Source organism: Ureibacillus sp. 179-F W5.1 NHS (genome assembly GCF_045369345.1).
GTDB lineage: Bacteria > Bacillota > Bacilli > Bacillales_A > Planococcaceae > Ureibacillus > Ureibacillus halotolerans.
In genome coordinates, this window is sequence record NZ_JBIQFG010000002.1 from 90879 (window position 1) to 108162 (window position 17284).

Annotated in this window: 15 protein-coding genes and 1 other RNA gene; 14 read left to right on the forward strand and 2 right to left on the reverse strand. The window is 35.8% G+C overall.

Annotation, left to right across the window (positions count from 1 at the left end):
• Window positions 1–13 precede the first annotated feature (13 nt).
• The 6 genes from ACH0B5_RS01750 (at window position 14) to ACH0B5_RS01775 (ending at window position 4895) form a co-directional block, all read left to right on the forward strand.
• Window positions 14–496: a cell wall elongation regulator TseB-like domain-containing protein gene (locus ACH0B5_RS01750; protein WP_122970930.1), complete on the forward strand. Its 483-nt coding sequence runs from the start codon at window positions 14–16 to the stop codon at window positions 494–496.
• Between the two features lie 15 nt (window positions 497–511).
• Window positions 512–1705, forward strand: a complete 1194-nt coding sequence (locus ACH0B5_RS01755; protein WP_122970931.1) for a pyridoxal phosphate-dependent aminotransferase — start codon at window positions 512–514, stop codon at window positions 1703–1705.
• 66 nt (window positions 1706–1771) lie between these two features.
• Window positions 1772–3067: an asparagine--tRNA ligase gene (gene asnS, locus ACH0B5_RS01760; RefSeq protein WP_122970932.1), complete on the forward strand. Its 1296-nt coding sequence runs from the start codon at window positions 1772–1774 to the stop codon at window positions 3065–3067.
• Window positions 3068–3153: 86 nt separating this feature from the next.
• Complete coding sequence (locus ACH0B5_RS01765) at window positions 3154–3876, forward strand: DnaD domain-containing protein (RefSeq protein ID WP_122970933.1); 723 nt, start codon at window positions 3154–3156, stop codon at window positions 3874–3876.
• Window positions 3877–3886: 10 nt separating this feature from the next.
• Window positions 3887–4552: an endonuclease III gene (gene nth, locus ACH0B5_RS01770; protein WP_122970934.1), complete on the forward strand. Its 666-nt coding sequence runs from the start codon at window positions 3887–3889 to the stop codon at window positions 4550–4552.
• Window positions 4545–4895, forward strand: coding sequence for a YpoC family protein (locus tag ACH0B5_RS01775; protein ID WP_122970935.1), 351 nt, complete (start codon window positions 4545–4547; stop codon window positions 4893–4895). Before nth ends, ACH0B5_RS01775 begins: the two co-directional genes overlap by 8 nt.
• A 47-nt stretch (window positions 4896–4942) precedes the next feature.
• Here ACH0B5_RS01775 and ACH0B5_RS01780 read toward each other — a convergent pair whose 3' ends face one another.
• Window positions 4943–7603 (reverse strand): PBP1A family penicillin-binding protein, encoded by a 2661-nt coding sequence (locus ACH0B5_RS01780; RefSeq protein WP_406927319.1) that lies wholly within the window; start codon window positions 7601–7603, stop codon window positions 4943–4945.
• 26 nt (window positions 7604–7629) lie between these two features.
• A complete protein-coding gene (gene recU, locus ACH0B5_RS01785) occupies window positions 7630–8274 on the reverse strand; it encodes a Holliday junction resolvase RecU (protein WP_406927320.1) in 645 nt (214 codons plus the stop codon).
• A 279-nt stretch (window positions 8275–8553) separates the two neighbouring features.
• Here recU and ACH0B5_RS01790 point away from each other — a divergent pair, with 279 nt between their 5' ends.
• The 8 genes from ACH0B5_RS01790 to ACH0B5_RS01825 all read left to right on the forward strand — a co-directional run bounded on the left by ACH0B5_RS01790 (window position 8554) and on the right by ACH0B5_RS01825 (window position 17263).
• Window positions 8554–8751 carry an endonuclease gene (locus ACH0B5_RS01790; protein WP_122970937.1) on the forward strand — a complete coding sequence of 66 codons (198 nt, stop codon included), beginning with the start codon at window positions 8554–8556 and terminating at the stop codon, window positions 8749–8751.
• Between the two features lie 50 nt (window positions 8752–8801).
• Window positions 8802–9170 (forward strand): YppE family protein, encoded by a 369-nt coding sequence (locus tag ACH0B5_RS01795; protein ID WP_122970938.1) that lies wholly within the window; start codon window positions 8802–8804, stop codon window positions 9168–9170.
• Entirely contained in the window at window positions 9163–11439 is a 2277-nt protein-coding gene (locus tag ACH0B5_RS01800; RefSeq protein WP_122970939.1) for a DEAD/DEAH box helicase, read from the forward strand. The genes ACH0B5_RS01795 and ACH0B5_RS01800 overlap by 8 nt, the downstream gene beginning before the upstream one ends.
• A gap of 5 nt (window positions 11440–11444) precedes the next feature.
• Window positions 11445–12698, forward strand: coding sequence for a ribonuclease H-like domain-containing protein (locus ACH0B5_RS01805; protein ID WP_406927321.1), 1254 nt, complete (start codon window positions 11445–11447; stop codon window positions 12696–12698).
• 270 nt (window positions 12699–12968) lie between these two features.
• Entirely contained in the window at window positions 12969–13274 is a 306-nt protein-coding gene (gene gpsB / locus ACH0B5_RS01810) for a cell division regulator GpsB (RefSeq protein WP_122970941.1), read from the forward strand.
• Window positions 13275–13328: 54 nt separating this feature from the next.
• Window positions 13329–13709, forward strand: an RNA gene (gene rnpB, locus ACH0B5_RS01815) — RNase P RNA component class B.
• Window positions 13710–14127: 418 nt separating this feature from the next.
• Window positions 14128–15270 (forward strand): THUMP domain-containing class I SAM-dependent RNA methyltransferase, encoded by a 1143-nt coding sequence (locus tag ACH0B5_RS01820; protein ID WP_341362009.1) that lies wholly within the window; start codon window positions 14128–14130, stop codon window positions 15268–15270.
• 91 nt (window positions 15271–15361) lie between these two features.
• Complete coding sequence (locus ACH0B5_RS01825; RefSeq protein ID WP_122970943.1) at window positions 15362–17263, forward strand: ATP-dependent DNA helicase; 1902 nt, start codon at window positions 15362–15364, stop codon at window positions 17261–17263.
• Window positions 17264–17284 lie beyond the last annotated feature (21 nt).

A 17284-nucleotide genomic window follows, 5' to 3' on the forward strand; every position in this document is an offset into this window, starting at 1 on the left:
CGAAGGTGATCCGATGAAGAACTGGATAATTTTCATTTCCGTTTTTATTCTATCTTTGGCACTTGTCATTTCGGTTCTCGTAATTTGGAAATCTGATGCACCATTTGATGAAATTGAAACGAAAGCAGAAGAATTGGCATTATCTTCTGACTCACTAGCTGCTGTATCGGACTCATATGTTTATAATGGTAATAAACCATACGTTACCGTATTCGGTGAAGATAAGGACGGTAACAAAAAGGCACTATTTGTTCCAATCAATTTAGAAGAGAAAGCAATTCAGGAAGTAAATTTAAAAGATGGTATTACTGAAAAGCAAGCGTTGTCTGTTTTAAGTAAAGAAGAGGAAGTAAAAGAAATCCTTCATACAAAATTGGGCTATGAAGAAGTTGGTCCAGTTTGGGAAATTACTTATAAAAACAACTCAGACAAACTGAACTATGTCTACATTTTATTTGAAGACGGACAATGGTGGAAACGTATTTTGAACTTGTAGAGGAGAAGATTTTTGATGAAAGAATTATTAGCCAATCGTGTAAAAACTTTAACACCATCAGCAACTTTAGCGATTACGGCAAAGGCAAAAGAATTAAAAGCACAAGGAATTGATGTAATTGGGTTAGGAGCAGGAGAACCTGACTTTAATACACCAAAGAATATTCTGGATGCCGCTGCAAAATCGATGTATGACGGACATACGAAATATACTCCAGCTGGTGGACTTCCTGCGTTAAAACAAGCAATCATTGAAAAATTAGCACGAGACAACAATTTAGAATACAAACCGAATGAGATTCTTGTTGGTGTTGGGGCAAAACATGTTCTTTATACTTTATTCCAAGTCATCTTGAATGAAGGCGATGAAGTCATTATTCCAATTCCATATTGGGTATCTTATCCTGAACAAGTGAAATTAGCGGGTGGAGTACCGGTTTACGTTGAAAGTACTAGTGAACAAAATTATAAAATTACAGCATCTCAATTACGTGAAGCAATAACTGACAAAACAAAAGCCGTCATCATTAATTCACCAAGCAATCCTTCTGGTATGGTTTATACTCGTGAAGAATTAGCACAATTAGCTGCAGTTGCAGTGGAAAAAGATATTATAATCGTATCGGATGAAATTTATGAAAAACTTCTATACAATGGACTTGAACATTTTTCAATTGCCCAACTTTCTGAGGAAGTGAAGTCACGCACGATTGTCATCAATGGGGTAGCGAAATCCCATTCTATGACTGGGTGGAGAATTGGATATGCTGCTGGAAATGCTCAAATTATTAATTCGATGGCTGATTTGGCATCCCATTCAACATCGAATCCAACTACTACTTCTCAATATGCAACAATTGAGGCTTATAATGGCTCACAAGATTCCGTTGAAGAAATGAGAAAAGCATTTGAAACACGATTAGAAACAATCTATCCGAAATTAAATGCGATTCCTGGTTTCCGTGTAGTGAAGCCCCAAGGTGCATTTTACTTCTTACCAGATGTAGCAAAAGCAGCTGAAAAAACTGGATACGGGTCCGTAGATGAATTCGCGACTGCACTTCTAACTGAAGCGAATGTTGCCGTAGTACCTGGTTCAGGTTTCGGCGTACCAACAACTGTACGTTTAAGTTATGCAACTTCTTTAGAGTTACTTGAAGAAGCAGTTCGACGTATCGATCATTTCGTAAAATCAAAATGGCAAGACTAATTTTGTAAACAAGTTGGAAGTACGAAACGACAATTTGATAAAATTAGTCCTTTGTGGAGGAACAATATGAAGAAAATTATGATTCAAGACATGCCAAATCATATTGGCGAAACTGTAAAATTAGGCGTTTGGTTATCGAACAAACGTTCAAGTGGAAAAATTGCCTTTCTACAATTACGTGACGGCTCAGGCTTTGTTCAAGGAGTTATCGTAAAAGAGGAAGTAGGGGAAGAACTATTTGCGACAGCAAAAGGTTTAACTCAAGAAACATCTATGTATATTACTGGACAAGTTAAGGAAGATACTCGTTCTAGTTTTGGATGTGAACTTGCCGTAACGGATATTGAAGTGATTCATGCTGCAGTGGATTATCCTATTACACCAAAAGAACATGGTGTCGAATTTTTAATGGACAATCGTCATTTATGGCTACGTTCACGAAAACAACATGCCATCATGAAAATTCGTAATGAAGTTATCCGAGCTACATATGAATTTTTCAATAACAACGGTTTCGTTAAAATCGATCCGCCTATTTTAACAGGTTCTGCTCCTGAAGGAACGTCAGAACTATTCCATACAAAGTACTTTGATGAAGATGCGTATCTTTCTCAATCTGGTCAATTGTATATGGAAGCAGCGGCTATGGCTTTAGGAAAAGTATTCTCCTTCGGTCCTACATTCCGTGCAGAAAAGTCCAAAACTCGCCGTCATTTAATTGAGTTCTGGATGATTGAGCCGGAAATGGCATTTGTTGAATTTGAAGAAAATCTAGAAGTACAAGAACAATATGTATCTTATATTGTTCAATCCGTACTTGAAAATTGCAAATTGGAATTAGAACGATTAGGACGCGATACTTCTAAATTGGAAAACATTCAAGCACCATTCCCACGCATTACTTATGATGATGCGATTAAGTTCCTACATGAACAAGGATTTACAGATATCCAATGGGGAGATGACTTTGGAGCACCTCATGAAACGGCAATAGCCGAGCATTTCGATAAACCAGTATTTATCACTTGCTACCCAGTAGGAATTAAACCATTCTATATGCAGCCCCATCCTGAAAGAGATGATGTTGTATTATGTGCAGACTTAATTGCACCAGAAGGTTACGGTGAAATTATTGGTGGATCTGAACGTATTCATGATTATGAATTGTTAAAACAACGCATTGCAGAACATAACTTAGATGAATCTGCCTATGCTTGGTATTTAGATTTACGTAAACAAGGGTCTGTACCACACTCCGGTTTTGGTTTAGGATTAGAACGAACTGTAGCGTGGATTAGTGGTGCAGAACACGTACGTGAATGTATTCCATTCCCAAGACTTTTAAATCGTTTATATCCATAATAAATAAGGAAGATTTTTTCCTAACATAAAAAGCGTCCGTATATACGGGCGCTTTCCTTACTATAAGAATAGAAAGGAGTCTTCTTATGAACGATAAAGGACAGCGACTCCGTACGTGGACAGAGCAGGGGAATGTAACAGTTCCTCAATTTTTTTTTCAACACTATAAAGATTTAAAGATAACTGATGATGAAGCATTACTTTTATTGCATTTATTAGCTTTTCACTCTGAGGGCAATGATTTTCCAACCCCAACGGATATTGCGAAACGTTTTCATGTTAACGAAAATGATATTTCATTAAAACTGCAGCGTCTTTTACAAAAGGGCTTTTTAGAAATTAGCCAAGGAATCGATGGCAGTGGAAGATTATTTGAAAAATATTCGGTTTTCCCATTATGGGAAAGAATTTTGGATTATATCGAATCACAAGCGATGCAGAAAGAATCTCAAAAAGTGAAAAATGAAGAAGGGGAAATTTTTTCAGTATTTGAACAAGAATTTGGGCGCCTTCTATCACCAATGGAAATTGAAACGATTTCGATGTGGTTAGACGCAGATCGTCACTCCCCAGCAATTATTAAAGCAGCATTAAAAGAAGCAGTTCTAGCTGGAAAACTTTCCTTACGATATATTGATCGGATTTTATTTGAATGGAAAAAGAAAAATATTACTTCACTCAAACAAGTTGAAAATCATACAGAACAATTTCATCAAAAAACAACCGTCGTGCAACAAAAGCAAAAGTCGACGACGCAAGAAAATCAAAATAAAGTTTCCTTTTATAACTGGTTAGAAGAAAGAGAATAGGGGGTACATTATGCTTACGAAAAAACAGTGGGAGCATTGTTTAAACGTGATGGACGAAATGTTTCCAGATGCACATTGTGAGCTCGTACACGATAACCCGTTTGAGTTAACAATTGCTACATTATTGTCTGCCCAATGTACAGATGTACTTGTCAATAAAGTAACGAAGACTTTATTTCAAAAGTATAAAACGGCTGAAGATTATTTAGCTGTACCATTGGAAGAATTACAAAATGATATCCGTTCGATTGGTCTCTATCGTAATAAAGCTAAAAATATTCAAGCTTTATGTGAAAAAGTAATTACCGATTTTAATGGAGAAATTCCACAAAGTCGTGAACAACTCGTTACATTACCCGGTGTTGGACGTAAAACTGCAAATGTTGTTTTGTCAGTTGCGTTTAATATACCAGCCCTTGCAGTAGATACACATGTAGAACGTGTTTCGAAACGTTTAGGGTTATGTCGTTTAAAAGATACGGTGTTGGAAGTTGAAGAAACGATAATGAAAAAAACACCAAAGGAAAATTGGTCTAAAACCCATCATCAGTTAATTTTCTTTGGTCGTTATCATTGTAAAGCTCAAAATCCCCAATGTCATACGTGCCCGTTATTAGACATTTGTAGAGAAGGGCAGAAACGTTTGAAAAAAGGTTTGGTGAAAAACGTTGATTAAAGTAAGACCTGAAGCAATTCAAAAGGAGAAGGTTGAACCTTATTTTGCACAATGGGAGGAACTAAGTCAGCTTATTCATCAAGCCCACGATCAACGTAGTGGCGAAGCGAAATCATTAATGGATAAAGGAATTGTGCTATTTGAAGCTTGTGTATTGAACAGCTCACAAAGTAGTGAACCAACATTGGATGAAAAGGAAGAGTATGAAGTTCTTCCAATCAACGGAATGGAACGGCTTTTGTTTATTAAAGCAAGACCAGGTCAATATGCTTGCTACCGTCAATTGGATGAATTATTTAAAGAATTAAAGAAGCGATTAGCTCGTCTAAGAATTAAATCATAAGAAAAAAGGAACATCAATCATTTTCATCTGATTGATGTTCCTTTTTATTATTCTGGTGTTTCAGTCGGGTCAGTCGGTACAGTAGGAGCTTCTATTTCGCCATTACCATCCTCACTGACGTCTTCTCCGCCATTATCCCCGTTATTTTCACCATCTTTTCCTGGTCCAAACCAGTCATCTAAATCACCATCGTCTCCGTTACCATTCCCGTTACTATTATCATTCCCATTTCCATTCCCATTTCCATTCCCATTATCGTTGTTTTCATTTCCATCCCCGTTATTTCCATTATTCGGGTTTTCTGGTTTTTCAACTTCCGGTTCTTCTATTTTATTTTCAATGAAAATTGAAACGGTTGCTGGTTCACTTCGGATATCATCAGAAACGGCGACTACAGAGAATGTGTAATTACGTCCAGGTTCGATATTCGGAATTTGTAATTGTTTATCGGACGTTGTATTCACGACTACAGGTTGTTCTTGATCAACAGTCATCGATACTTCAAAGGAAACATCCAAATCTTCATTCCCTTTAGGCGCTTTAAAGTCCCAAGTTAAGTCAACAGTACTTCCTTCTTCATTGTACTTCGCTTGTAATTTAGTAGGGGCATCTAATTCAATCTCTTCGTATTTCTCTGATACTTGAGATGGTTCAGTCCCTTTAACAAACAATTCTGTTCTTCGTAATTCATTTGGTGTATATTCACTTGCTAATTGTAATGGATTTGTTCCGACTTCAATTGTTGCTTCTACAACAGAATTTGGCTTTTTAAAGTCTGATGTTTCAACATCATCAGATATTTGGCTCATGATTGATTTAAACAATCTTTGTGGTAAACGACGTTCATCCCAAGTAGTAATCGGTTCGGAACGTTGAGAGTAACCACTCCAAATGGCTATTGAATAATTTGTTGTATAGCCTGCAAACCATGAATCAGGTACACTGCTACTTGGTAAATTGAATTTATCAAAGTCTTCAGGGGAGTAATTGGTTGTACCCGTTTTACCTGCAATATCTAATCCAGGTACTGCAGCAGCGGAACCTGAAGCTCCCGGTTTATCACTTAAAACATCGCGTAAAATATCTGTTACCATATAGGCTGTATAGTCGCTCATCGCCACTTCTGGTTGTGATTTATAAGATTTTTTTGAACCGTCACGGTACTCAACTTCTTTAATCGTAGTTGGTTCGTTATAAATACCATTATTACCAAATGCAGCATAGGCAGCAGCCATTTGGATAGGGGACATATAAATCGCTCCGCCACCAATTGCATCAGACTCATATACATCTTCAGTTTCGATACCTAATTTACTAATAAATTCTTTTGCTGCATCTGTTCCAACCTCTTGTAATGTTTTAACGGCTGGTACGTTACGTGATTGGTATAATGCTTCACGTACGGTCATTGTGCCCAAATATTTATTATCCCAGTTCGTAATGACTTTATCTGAATTAGAATAAGTCATTTTTTCATCCACAATCGTTTGACCAGTTGACCATTTTAAGTTTTCAATGGCAGGACCGTAATCAAGTAAAGGTTTCATTGTTGAACCTGGTTGACGATCTTTTAAATCATCTGCATAGTTCCAGCCTCTCTCTGCTCCGTAATTTCTTCCGCCACCAATTGCACGAATCTCACCCGTTTTTGTATCAATAACAGATACACCAGATTGAATATCCTCAGTAGGGAAGTTTTCAGAATCGTTCATAATATTTTCTACAACCGATTGAGCATTAGGGTCAAGAGTAGTATAAACTTTTATTCCTTCAGCTAATGCTTCTCCATCTCCGTTTTCTTCAAGTTCTTCTAATACAACATCTAAGAAGGCATCATATTTTGTGCCTGTTACAGTTTGACGTTCTTCTTCCGGTAAAACGCGGGAAGCAATTTCAACTTTTTTCGCTTCAGCAGCTTGTTCTTCTGAAATTTTTTCGTGTTGAACCATTAAATCAAGTACTAAATCCCGTCGTGCTTTCGCTCGGTCAGGATTTTTGAATGGATTATAATTGTTTGGACTTTGAGGGATACCTGCAAGTAAAGCCATTTCATCCAATTCTAATTCATCTAATTCTTTACCAAAGAAATATTCAGCAGCAGTTCCAAATCCATAAACCCTTCCAGACATAAGTACTTTGTTAAAGTACATTTCAAAAATTTCTTCTTTTGAATAATGTTTTTCTAGTTGAATCGCAAGCCATGCTTCCTGTGCTTTACGTTTTAACTTTTTGTCATTACTTAAAAATGAATTTTTTACAACTTGTTGGGTAATCGTACTTGCCCCTTGTGCACCGAAACCTTGCGTAACGTTTGCAATGACGGCACTACCTAAACGCCATATATCAAGACCGAAATGGTCAAAGAATCGTGAGTCTTCGGTTGCTAAAATAGCGTCAATCATTTCTTGAGGAATATCATCGTATTCTACATATTTACGGTCTTCTGCACCAATTTTTGCAAATAGCTCACCATTCTTATCATAAAACTCGGAAGAAATCGGATCTTTTAAAAGTTCTTCATCCAACTCGGGAGCTGAACTAGCATAATAGGCAAATAACCCAGCACCACCTAATAATCCGACAACACCAATGATAAGAATTGTAATGATAATTCGTTTTATCCAAGAACTTGCTGGTTTTTTTTGTTTTTTCTTTTGTAGTTCGCGTTCTCGTTTTAACTCTTCACGAGTGCGTCTTTTCTCAGTCAAAATAATCTCCTCGCTTTAACAATCTATTATTCTTCGTTTGTAATCAGTTTTTTTATTGCGGATAAGTAATCTATTCGTGGATTATATCCAGGCCTAATTTCAATAGTTTGTGTTTCGAATATTGATAATGGTATAGATTTCCTCCCACCTTTTTCCATTTGCCTCCAAGCATCATGAAGTACAGAAAAAGGAACCACGAAATAACGATCTAAAGTTGAAAATTTTACGATAGTAAAGGCAATTCCTTTTTGATTTGTCACATCTTTCATATGCAGAACTTGATGTTGATGGACGTTTTTTAAAGGAAAGGACGTTTTACTCTCGGTTTCCTTCGCTTCAAAATCTATATAATATCCGTTCCAAACACCGTTGTAATCAGTTGTAGATGGCGTTCGAAAGTAGGCTTCACGAATAACTGCTGCACTCCGTGACGGGTACTCTACTTTGACGATTTGAACCGGAACAGGTTTCTTATGAATGATTGCAATTTGTTGATTTAAATAGTAGGTATTCGTTTCATTAATTTCATCTTCAAGAGTTTTTCCGCGATTACTAAATGAAAGCTCCTTTTTTTTAACTGGTTTTGCCGGTTTCGAAAGGGGTTCACTCGGCTGATATAGTTTGCCATTTGGATAATGTATCACGAAAAGCACTCCTTTTTGAAAGTTCATTTCTACCAACAAGTTTAACATAATTTTATCAAAGTTAAGCTAAGTACCTCTTCTATTAGGATAGACTATCGGAGGTAACTATAATCAATATATGACTAGACTTTTACTATTATATGAAATAGTTTATGGAGAAATAGATGCTAAATAAATTTACGATAAAGTTTAAGAGAAACTTTATATCGAAAAATATGTTGTTTTAGCAACCTATGTCTAGTTTTGACAAGTGGAAAGGGTTTTGAATGCTTTCAATGAATTCTATTTGTCAAAGGAGGAATGACAATGAATAGAATTCAACTACTCATTTCGCAAATTGACTACATCGACCAAATGATGACAGCTAAAATTGAAAACGAACGGGCATACATTCATAACCAATTTTTCTCTCAACTAGGAAGCACTTATCAAAAAGTAAGCTTAGCAGAAAAGCATTATCATGTAAAGAATACTTGTTCCCCTATTGCTAGAGAATTAGCTTAGTTTTTGGTACACTTAAGAAACAAAATAGAAATCTTAAGAGGGTACTAAAAATGGAATTAATCGAACAAACGAAACAGTTAATATACGAGTGTGATGCGTCAATAAACCGTTTTTATAAACAGCGGGAACTTGACGCAACACCTCAATTTTTTGAAGAAGTAAAACCTTTTGCAGATAACATACAATCTTTATTAATAGAGTGGCAACAAAATGCGTTAAATTGGATTAAAGAAAACAGACCGAAATATATGCATGAGTCGCAAATACAAAACGTTGTCGATGCAATGAATCAATTTGTCGTACAATCTTTTTATAAGGAGACAAGTAAAAAACGATTTATCCAGTCTGTCCAATCCGTCCATTACACGTTATCTTTCTTTTTACGTTATTTAGAAGGGGAGAGTGAAAAGGATGTTTAGTAAAAAACGGACGATCGATGATTTATTAATCGAATGGCAATATGACGAACAATTAAAACAAAATATCGTCCATTGGCAAACAATTGAAGCAACTCCGGCACGTTATTCCAAATTTCCGAACGAACTTCATCCCTCTATAAAAAAAGCATTAAATAAAAGAGGAATAGAGCAATTATATACTCACCAGCGGGAAGCCTTTGATTATGCAGTCAATGGTAAATCCTTTACTGCTGTTACACCAACTGCCTCTGGAAAATCACTTTGCTATCATTTACCAGTTTTACAAAAAATTTTAGAAGATCAATCGAGTAGGGCCATTTATTTATTTCCTACAAAGGCATTAGCTCAAGATCAGAAGGCCGATTTAAATGATTTAATCGAGGATATGGAAGAGGAAATTTTAAGTTATACGTACGATGGTGATACAGCACCTGCAATTCGACAAAAAATTAGAAAAGCAGGCCATATTGTTATGACAAACCCTGATATGTTACATTCGGGAATTTTACCCCATCATACGAAATGGGTCTCCTTATTTGAAAACTTAAAGTATATTGTCATTGATGAGTTACATACATATAAAGGGGTATTTGGAAGTCATGTAGCCCATGTTATCCGACGTTTAAAACGTATTTGTGCTTTTTATGGAAGTGACCCAATTTTTATTTGTACATCCGCTACGATTAAAAATCCGAAAGAATTGGCTGAAAAATTAACAAATACAAATCATGAACTAATCGCCAAATCTGGTGCACCAGTCGGTAAAAAAACATTTTTATTTTATAATCCTCCAATTGTGCATCCGACCTTTGGTGTTAGACGAAGCAGTGTATTAGAAGTCCGTGATTTGGCGACCAGATTATTTGAAGCAGGTATTCAAACAATTGTTTTTGCCAAATCCAGAGTTCGAGTCGAAATGCTCGTAACTTATTTAAAAAGTTTAACGAAAAATAAAATTCAAGATGAATCTATTCGCGGCTATCGTGGAGGCTATTTACCAACGGAACGCAGGGCGATTGAAAAAGGATTAAGGGACGGTACAATCCAAATTGTAGTAAGTACAAATGCATTGGAATTGGGGGTAGATATCGGACAATTACAAGCATGTATTATGACAGGCTATCCGGGTAACATCGCTAGTGCGTGGCAACAAGCTGGACGGGCAGGGCGTAGACAAGATTCGGCTTTAATTATTTATGTGGCAAATTCCACTGCATTAGACCAATATGTCGTAAACAACCCTACCTATCTATTAGGTAGTTCACCAGAAGAGGCGTTAATAAATCCAGATAATATTCTTATTTTAATGGATCATTTAAAATGTGCCGCTTTTGAATTACCATTTTCTATTACAGATAGCTACGGGGAATTTGAAGTACAAGAATTACTTGAGTTTTTACAAGATGAAGGTGTATTAGTGAAAACTAGTTCAAACTGGTATTGGATGAGTGAACGTTTCCCAGCCCATGAAATTAGTTTGCGCTCTGCTTCCCAAGAAAATGTAGTCATTATTGATCAAACGGTGCCAGCAGGAACGAAGGTTATCGGTGAAATGGATACGTATAGCGCTATGACCCTTCTACATGAAGAAGCAATCTATCTTCACCAAGGAACACAATTCCAGGTAGAAATGCTCGACTGGGAAGAGAAAAAAGCCTATGTTCGTGAAGTAGATGTGGATTACTTTACTGATGCGAATTTAGCTGTTGAGTTAAAAGTTTTAAATGAAGATAAAACAAGTCAGCATAAAACCGCGTCAGTTAGTTATGGAGATATTAGTTTACTAGCGATTCCAACAATCTTTAAAAAAATCCGTTTCCAAACCCACGAAAATATTGGCTCAGGGAAAATTCATATTCCACCCCTTGAGATGCATACAAATGCTACGTGGCTGTCCTTTAACTTACCAGAAAATTGGTCAGAGGAAATGTTAACGGATGCTTTAACTGGCGCTAGTTATGCAATTGGGTCTTTTATTCCTCTGTATATTCAGTGCGATCGGAACGATTTAACGGTTGTACCTCAAGTGAAATCCGTTCATAATGATAAACCTACACTATTTATCTATGATAGTTATCCTGGAGGCATCGGGTTAAGCGAAAGGGTGTACGACATTTTAGTACCGATAATTGAGCAAACGATTGGTCATGTGCAAAATTGTCCTTGTCAAAACGGATGTCCTTCTTGTATTGGCGCACAAGATAGCTTTAGTGAAAGTAAACAAAAAGTCATCAAAATACTATCAATTTTATTAAATGAAATAGGATGAGCTCCATGTCATACGAAAATAAAATGATGCAATTAAAACAAATGCTTGGGAAAAAGAAAGAACAGCCTAAAAATAAACCTACTTTTCAAAAACCAGAAAAACCTTTCTATATAAATGAATGGCAAAAAGCTGGACTTGCATTAGTTGAAAATGATTTTGGCGTTTTATTTAAAAGGGAAGTGACGTATCCCCTTACGTTTCAACACGGTTTTTATAAGTTAGGCTTATTTTTTGATGCTGTTGAAAAATGGCAGAAGGCGACTGTTGAACATCCTTATGCTATTCATATAGATGAACCAGTCCTATTTTTTGATACAGAAACGACGGGTTTAAAAGGGGTAGGGACAAACATATTCTTATTAGGCTTATTAAGTGTAGAAGAGGATCAATTTGTCCTTACCCAGTATGTATTAGCAGATCCTGCAAATGAAGCAGCGTTTTTATTCGAATCTAAATTTTGGCAACAGTCAAAAACGATTGTATCTTATAATGGGAAAAGTTTTGACTGGCCCCAATTAGAAACAAGATGGACATTAAACCAAAATGTTTTACCGAAATTACGAAATCCTCGACAAATCGATTTATTACACAGTTCGAAACGAATATGGAAAAATAATTTGGAAAGAATGAAATTAACAAAAGTCGAGGAAGAAAAACTCGGATTTAGAAGAAATGGTGACATTCCGGGATTTTTAGCACCGATTATTTATACAGACGCTATCAAAAGCGGAAATGCATCTGCTTTAATGAAGGTACTATATCACAATGAATGGGACCTTTTATCTTTAGTGACACTCTATATCCATTCCACAAACCTATTGCTTGAAGGAGAATGGGAAGAGTCTGCTACTACGTATACAAACATAGGAAAATGGTATGGTGATTTAAAACAACCTATACAAAGTGAACAAGTGTTAACGACTGTAACGGAAAATTATCAAACAGAAGAGGCTGGTCTTGCCCATTATTATTTAGCCTTTCAACAAAAGCGCAATGGAATGGTTGAAGAGGCTATCAAGTCTTTTCAAAATGCACTTTCATTTGTTAACAATAGAGAAAAGCTAAAAGTATTGGAGCAACTTGCCATTTTATATGAACATCAATTAAAAGAATACGAACGGGCATTACATTACACAAATGAAGGATTGCAACTTTTAGAGAGCCAATCTTTTATAAAAAAGGATCAACAAATGAAGTATGTCATCAATTGGACAAGAAGATTGCAAAGGGTTGAAAAGAAACTAAAAAATAAATTATAATAGAACATTATTTGAATGTCCTTTAACATTGTTGGTTATAAACAATGTACAAGCAATTATGGGAATAATGGGGAGTTATTTCCTGAATATTTTAAAAATAATTTCCCGGGTAAGCGCATAATCTGACATTTTTCTTCTATGGTATACTTCTATCAAATTTTTTCAAAAAGTTACCGTTAATTTTGTTAAAACAGTTTCTTTGAATCCCTTTTATTATATTCATATGATATAATTGAATCATGTACCGTATCGGATGGAAGGGCGATGTGAATGGAAATTAAATTAAATTCAAAAATAATATTAGAAAAAGAATTTAAAAAGGCGATGAAAGGTTATAGTGTTGACCAAGTCGATCAATTTTTAGATCAAATTATGGAAGATTATGACGTATTTGAAAAGGTTGTAGAAGAACTAGAAGAGCTTCGTGCTGAAAATAGACGTTTAAAAGAAGAACTTGAAAACAGTGCATCTCGCCGATCACAAGTTCAACCACCAGCAGGAAATACAAATTTTGATATTTTAAAACGTCTTTCAAATTTAGAAAAGCATGTGTTTGGCAGTAAGTTGTACGAATAAATTTACTATCTTGTTTTTGTGATAATTTTTTAGTATAATTCTTTTATCATAGTCAAATTCGAGTAATCGCTGCAATGTTAAATTGTAGAGGAAAGTCCATGCTCACACGGCTCTGAGATGACCGTAGTGTTCGTGCTTACTGAAAAAATAAGGTAAGGCAAGCTATAGCTTGACGGCGGAAGGAAAACCTAAGTCTTATGATATGGTTGACACTTCCTGAAAGTGCCACAGTGACGTAGCTTTATTGGAAACAATAAAGGTGGAACGAGGTAAACCCCACGAGTGAGAAACCCAAATTATGGTAGGGGCACTCTCCTGAAGGAAATGAACAGATGGAGGGACGAAAGAGTATTCTTTCGTAGATAGATGATTACTACCCGATTCGTACGAGGCTTCGGCTGTTTGAGTACCCGGGAACAAAACATGGCTTATGAATTTCTATGATAACTATTCAATTTAAATGCGAAATGATAGAAATTTAAGAAATACTTGTTCAAAAATCACCTTGAAATTGATTATTTGAACAAGTATTCATTATGTATTTAAGAGTTTTTACTCACATAAGAGGCTCTCCATCCTATTGGAGAGCTTTTCTTTTAGTGTATGGGAGAGTAAAATTTAGGGTAATATGCTAATGGTATCGTTTAAATACATAAAATGGAATTTGATTTTTCCAATACGTATTACATTATCGGTCCCAAAAGTTAATAAATAACGTAATTTTCTCATTTAAGAATATCCTTTTATTCTGAAGGTGAGGTTGGCATATAATAAGATGTTTTAACTAAAAGAATTACAATTTACGTGAACTTTTTTCACAACCGTAATAACAACACCAAGGAGAAATTGTAGAATGACAAAATTTCAATTAGTAGCGACTGCGGCAATGGGGTTAGAATCGATTGTTGCCCAAGAAGTTCAAGATTTAGGCTATGAAACACGTGTGGAAAATGGAAAAGTATATTTTGAAGGCGATGAAACCGCCATTGCTCGATGTAATCTTTGGTTACGTGTAGCAGACCGTGTGAAAATTGTAGTAGCAGAATTCCCAGCCCACACATTTGATCAATTATTTGAGAATACAAAAGCAATTGAATGGGAGAAATTTTTACCTGTTGATGCGGCATTCCCAGTATCAGGTAAGTCGGTCAAATCGAAATTATTTAGCGTTCCGGATTGCCAATCGATCGTGAAAAAAGCAATTGTCGAACGAATGAAATTTCATTATAAACGATTGGGCTTTTTAGATGAGTCGGGAGCGACATATAAAATTGAAGTTTCTATTTTGAAAGATGTAGCTACTTTAACGATTGATACATCGGGAGCTGGCCTACATAAACGTGGCTATAGACAATCCCAAGGGGAAGCGCCGTTAAAAGAAACGTTAGCTGCTGCCCTTGTGAAAATTTCCAGATGGAGTCCAAGTAGACCTTTTGTTGATCTATTTTGTGGTTCCGGTACAATTCCGTTGGAAGCTGCGATGATTGGGCAAAATATTGCACCTGGTTATAATCGTGAATTCATTTCAGAAGAATGGAATTGGATGAAAGAAAAAATATGGGAAGATGCTCGAAATGAGGCGGACGATTTAGCAAACTACGATCAACCTCTCGAAATTATTGGTTCGGATATTGATCATCGCATGGTAACGATTGCGCAAAGTAATGCGCTTGAGGCAGGCTTTGGTGATTTAATTACGTTTAAACAAATGCAGGCAACGGATTTTACAACAAAACTGTTAGATGGCGTTATTATTTCCAATCCACCGTATGGGGAACGTATTGGAGAAAAGGAAGAAATTGAAAACGTTATTCGTACATTAGGACAAATAATGAAAAACTATCCAACTTGGTCCGTATATATGCTTTCCTCAATGGAAAATTTTGAAGAGCTTTATGGCAAGAAGGCTACAAAAAAACGTAAATTATTTAATGGATTTATTCGTACGGATTTATATCAATACTGGGGTCAAAAGTCAAAACGTGATAATATTTAAAGTAAATTAAATTGGAAATTGAACGGAAGGAGAAATACTCCTTCCGTTTCCATGTCTTTATAATAGACGTGAGTATGAAGGAGATAAAAGAATGAGACAGTCTTTACCGTTTGAATTATCAAAAGATCGTTCCTTTTTCGACTCCCTTGGAGATTGGATGGGAGATGTTTTATATGATGAATTGCCTGAAAAAGGATTTGAATGTCGTGATGAACAAATTTTTATGGCATATCAAATTGAACAGGCATTAAAAGAAAAAAATGTTTTATTCGCAGAAGCCGGTGTTGGTACTGGTAAAACGATTGCCTATCTATTACCGGCAATTTCCTACGCCCGTTATACTGGTCGTCCAGCATTAATTGCGTGTGCAGATGAAACTTTAATTGACCAGCTTGTTAAAGAGGGTGGAGATATTTATAAATTAACCGAACACCTCGGTTTAACGATTGATGTTCGGTTAGCAAAGTCTCGCAATCAATATTTATGTTTAAAAAGATTTGAAGAGACTGAAAAAGTAGTAACAGAAGAATGGATCGATGATATTGCCATGTCTATTCCTGATGGTGTGTATGCCCAAGGTTCTATGTTAACGGTGAGTCCCTTTGGGGCGAGAAGTGACTATCCATCGGTTAGTGATGAAGATTGGCAAAAGGTTAATTATAACTCAATTATGCAATGTTCAGTTTGCGACATGAGAAACCGATGCGGTCAAACTTTACACCGAGCCCATTATCGTGAATCTAGTGATTTAATTATTTGTTCTCAAGATTTTCTAATGGAACATTTAGCAACGAAAGAATCACGGGAACGGGAAGGTCAATTACCATTGCTACCTGAAGTATCGATGATCGTTTTAGATGAGGGACATTTATTAGAATATGCAGCTCAAAATGCAATGACGGTTAAAGTACAAAGTTATACGATTGTCAACTTATTGGAACGTTTGATGGTAGATGGTGTTCGTGAAAAAACTTTATATGCAATGGAGAAATTACAAGATGATCACGAATTATTTTTCGATCAATTACGAGACGATGTAGTACCATCAGAAGAGGACAGAAAATCAATTCGAAAGTCAGAACGTTTACTTCAACTAGGGAAACAATTAATCGTTGATGTTGAAAAATTATTAGAAGAGTTTGTATTTGAATCTGAATTATATATGATTCCAGAATACGAATTAAATATGGCTGAAGAATTTCTAGAACAATATGAAGCAGCAATCCGTATTTTTATTGCTCAAGGAGATGCGGTCGATTGGTTAGAGGAAACCGATGGGGAAGAAACATTAGTCATCATGCCTCGTTTAATAACAGATGTTCTGGAAGAGAAATTATTCTCTAAAAAAATACCGATTGTTTTCTCATCGGCTACTTTATCGGTAAATAAAGATTTCTCTTATATTGCGTATAGCTTAGGCATTAAAAAATATCAATCCTTTAGCGTGCCTTCTCCATTTGATTATGAAGAAGTGATGAAAGTATATTTACATGACTTGAAGCAAGAGGAGAAAGTATCGAAAGTTGAAAAGTTATTACAGGATGGACAAAAGACATTAATATTATTTAAATCAAAACAGTCAATGTTGTCCTTTAAGTCGAAATTATCTATGATGACAAAGTTAACAGTTGCCTTTGAAGGTGATCGGGAATTATCGGCTATTATTCGTGATTTCCAAGAGGGAACAGTAAAAACATTATGTTCATACCATTTATGGGAAGGGTTAGATTTACCAGAGGAAGCATTAACCCGTGTGATTATATTTGATTTACCATTCCCACCTCAAGATCCATTATTTGATGCGAAACGTGCCTTTGCCGAAAATCCTTTCGAAGAAGTGGAATTACCATTTATGCAATTACGACTCCAACAAGGAATTGGAAGATTGATTCGTACATCTAATGACTATGGTGATATTCACCTATTATTGAACGAAGAGGAGAGTATATATCGTTCAGAGTTTATAAACATTTTACCAGTAAATCCGATGTGAAAGTTTAAAAGCAAAAGTTCC

Bases quoted from the DNA above. Each gene is read 5' to 3' on its own strand.
- ACH0B5_RS01800 (WP_122970939.1), top strand. From the start codon at position 9,163: ATGTTTAGTAAAAAACGGACGATCGATGATTTATTAATCGAATGGCAA.
- ACH0B5_RS01805 (WP_406927321.1), top strand. From the start codon at position 11,445: ATGTCATACGAAAATAAAATGATGCAATTAAAACAAATGCTTGGGAAA.
- ACH0B5_RS01825 (WP_122970943.1), top strand. From the start codon at position 15,362: ATGAGACAGTCTTTACCGTTTGAATTATCAAAAGATCGTTCCTTTTTC.
- recU (WP_406927320.1), bottom strand. From the start codon at position 8,274: ATGAACTTTCAAAAAGGAGTGCTTTTCGTGATACATTATCCAAATGGC.
- gpsB (WP_122970941.1), top strand. From the start codon at position 12,969: ATGGAAATTAAATTAAATTCAAAAATAATATTAGAAAAAGAATTTAAA.
- ACH0B5_RS01820 (WP_341362009.1), top strand. From the start codon at position 14,128: ATGACAAAATTTCAATTAGTAGCGACTGCGGCAATGGGGTTAGAATCG.
- ACH0B5_RS01790 (WP_122970937.1), top strand. From the start codon at position 8,554: ATGAATAGAATTCAACTACTCATTTCGCAAATTGACTACATCGACCAA.
- ACH0B5_RS01750 (WP_122970930.1), top strand. From the start codon at position 14: ATGAAGAACTGGATAATTTTCATTTCCGTTTTTATTCTATCTTTGGCA.
- ACH0B5_RS01795 (WP_122970938.1), top strand. From the start codon at position 8,802: ATGGAATTAATCGAACAAACGAAACAGTTAATATACGAGTGTGATGCG.
- ACH0B5_RS01765 (WP_122970933.1), top strand. From the start codon at position 3,154: ATGAACGATAAAGGACAGCGACTCCGTACGTGGACAGAGCAGGGGAAT.
- asnS (WP_122970932.1), top strand. From the start codon at position 1,772: ATGAAGAAAATTATGATTCAAGACATGCCAAATCATATTGGCGAAACT.
- nth (WP_122970934.1), top strand. From the start codon at position 3,887: ATGCTTACGAAAAAACAGTGGGAGCATTGTTTAAACGTGATGGACGAA.
- ACH0B5_RS01755 (WP_122970931.1), top strand. From the start codon at position 512: ATGAAAGAATTATTAGCCAATCGTGTAAAAACTTTAACACCATCAGCA.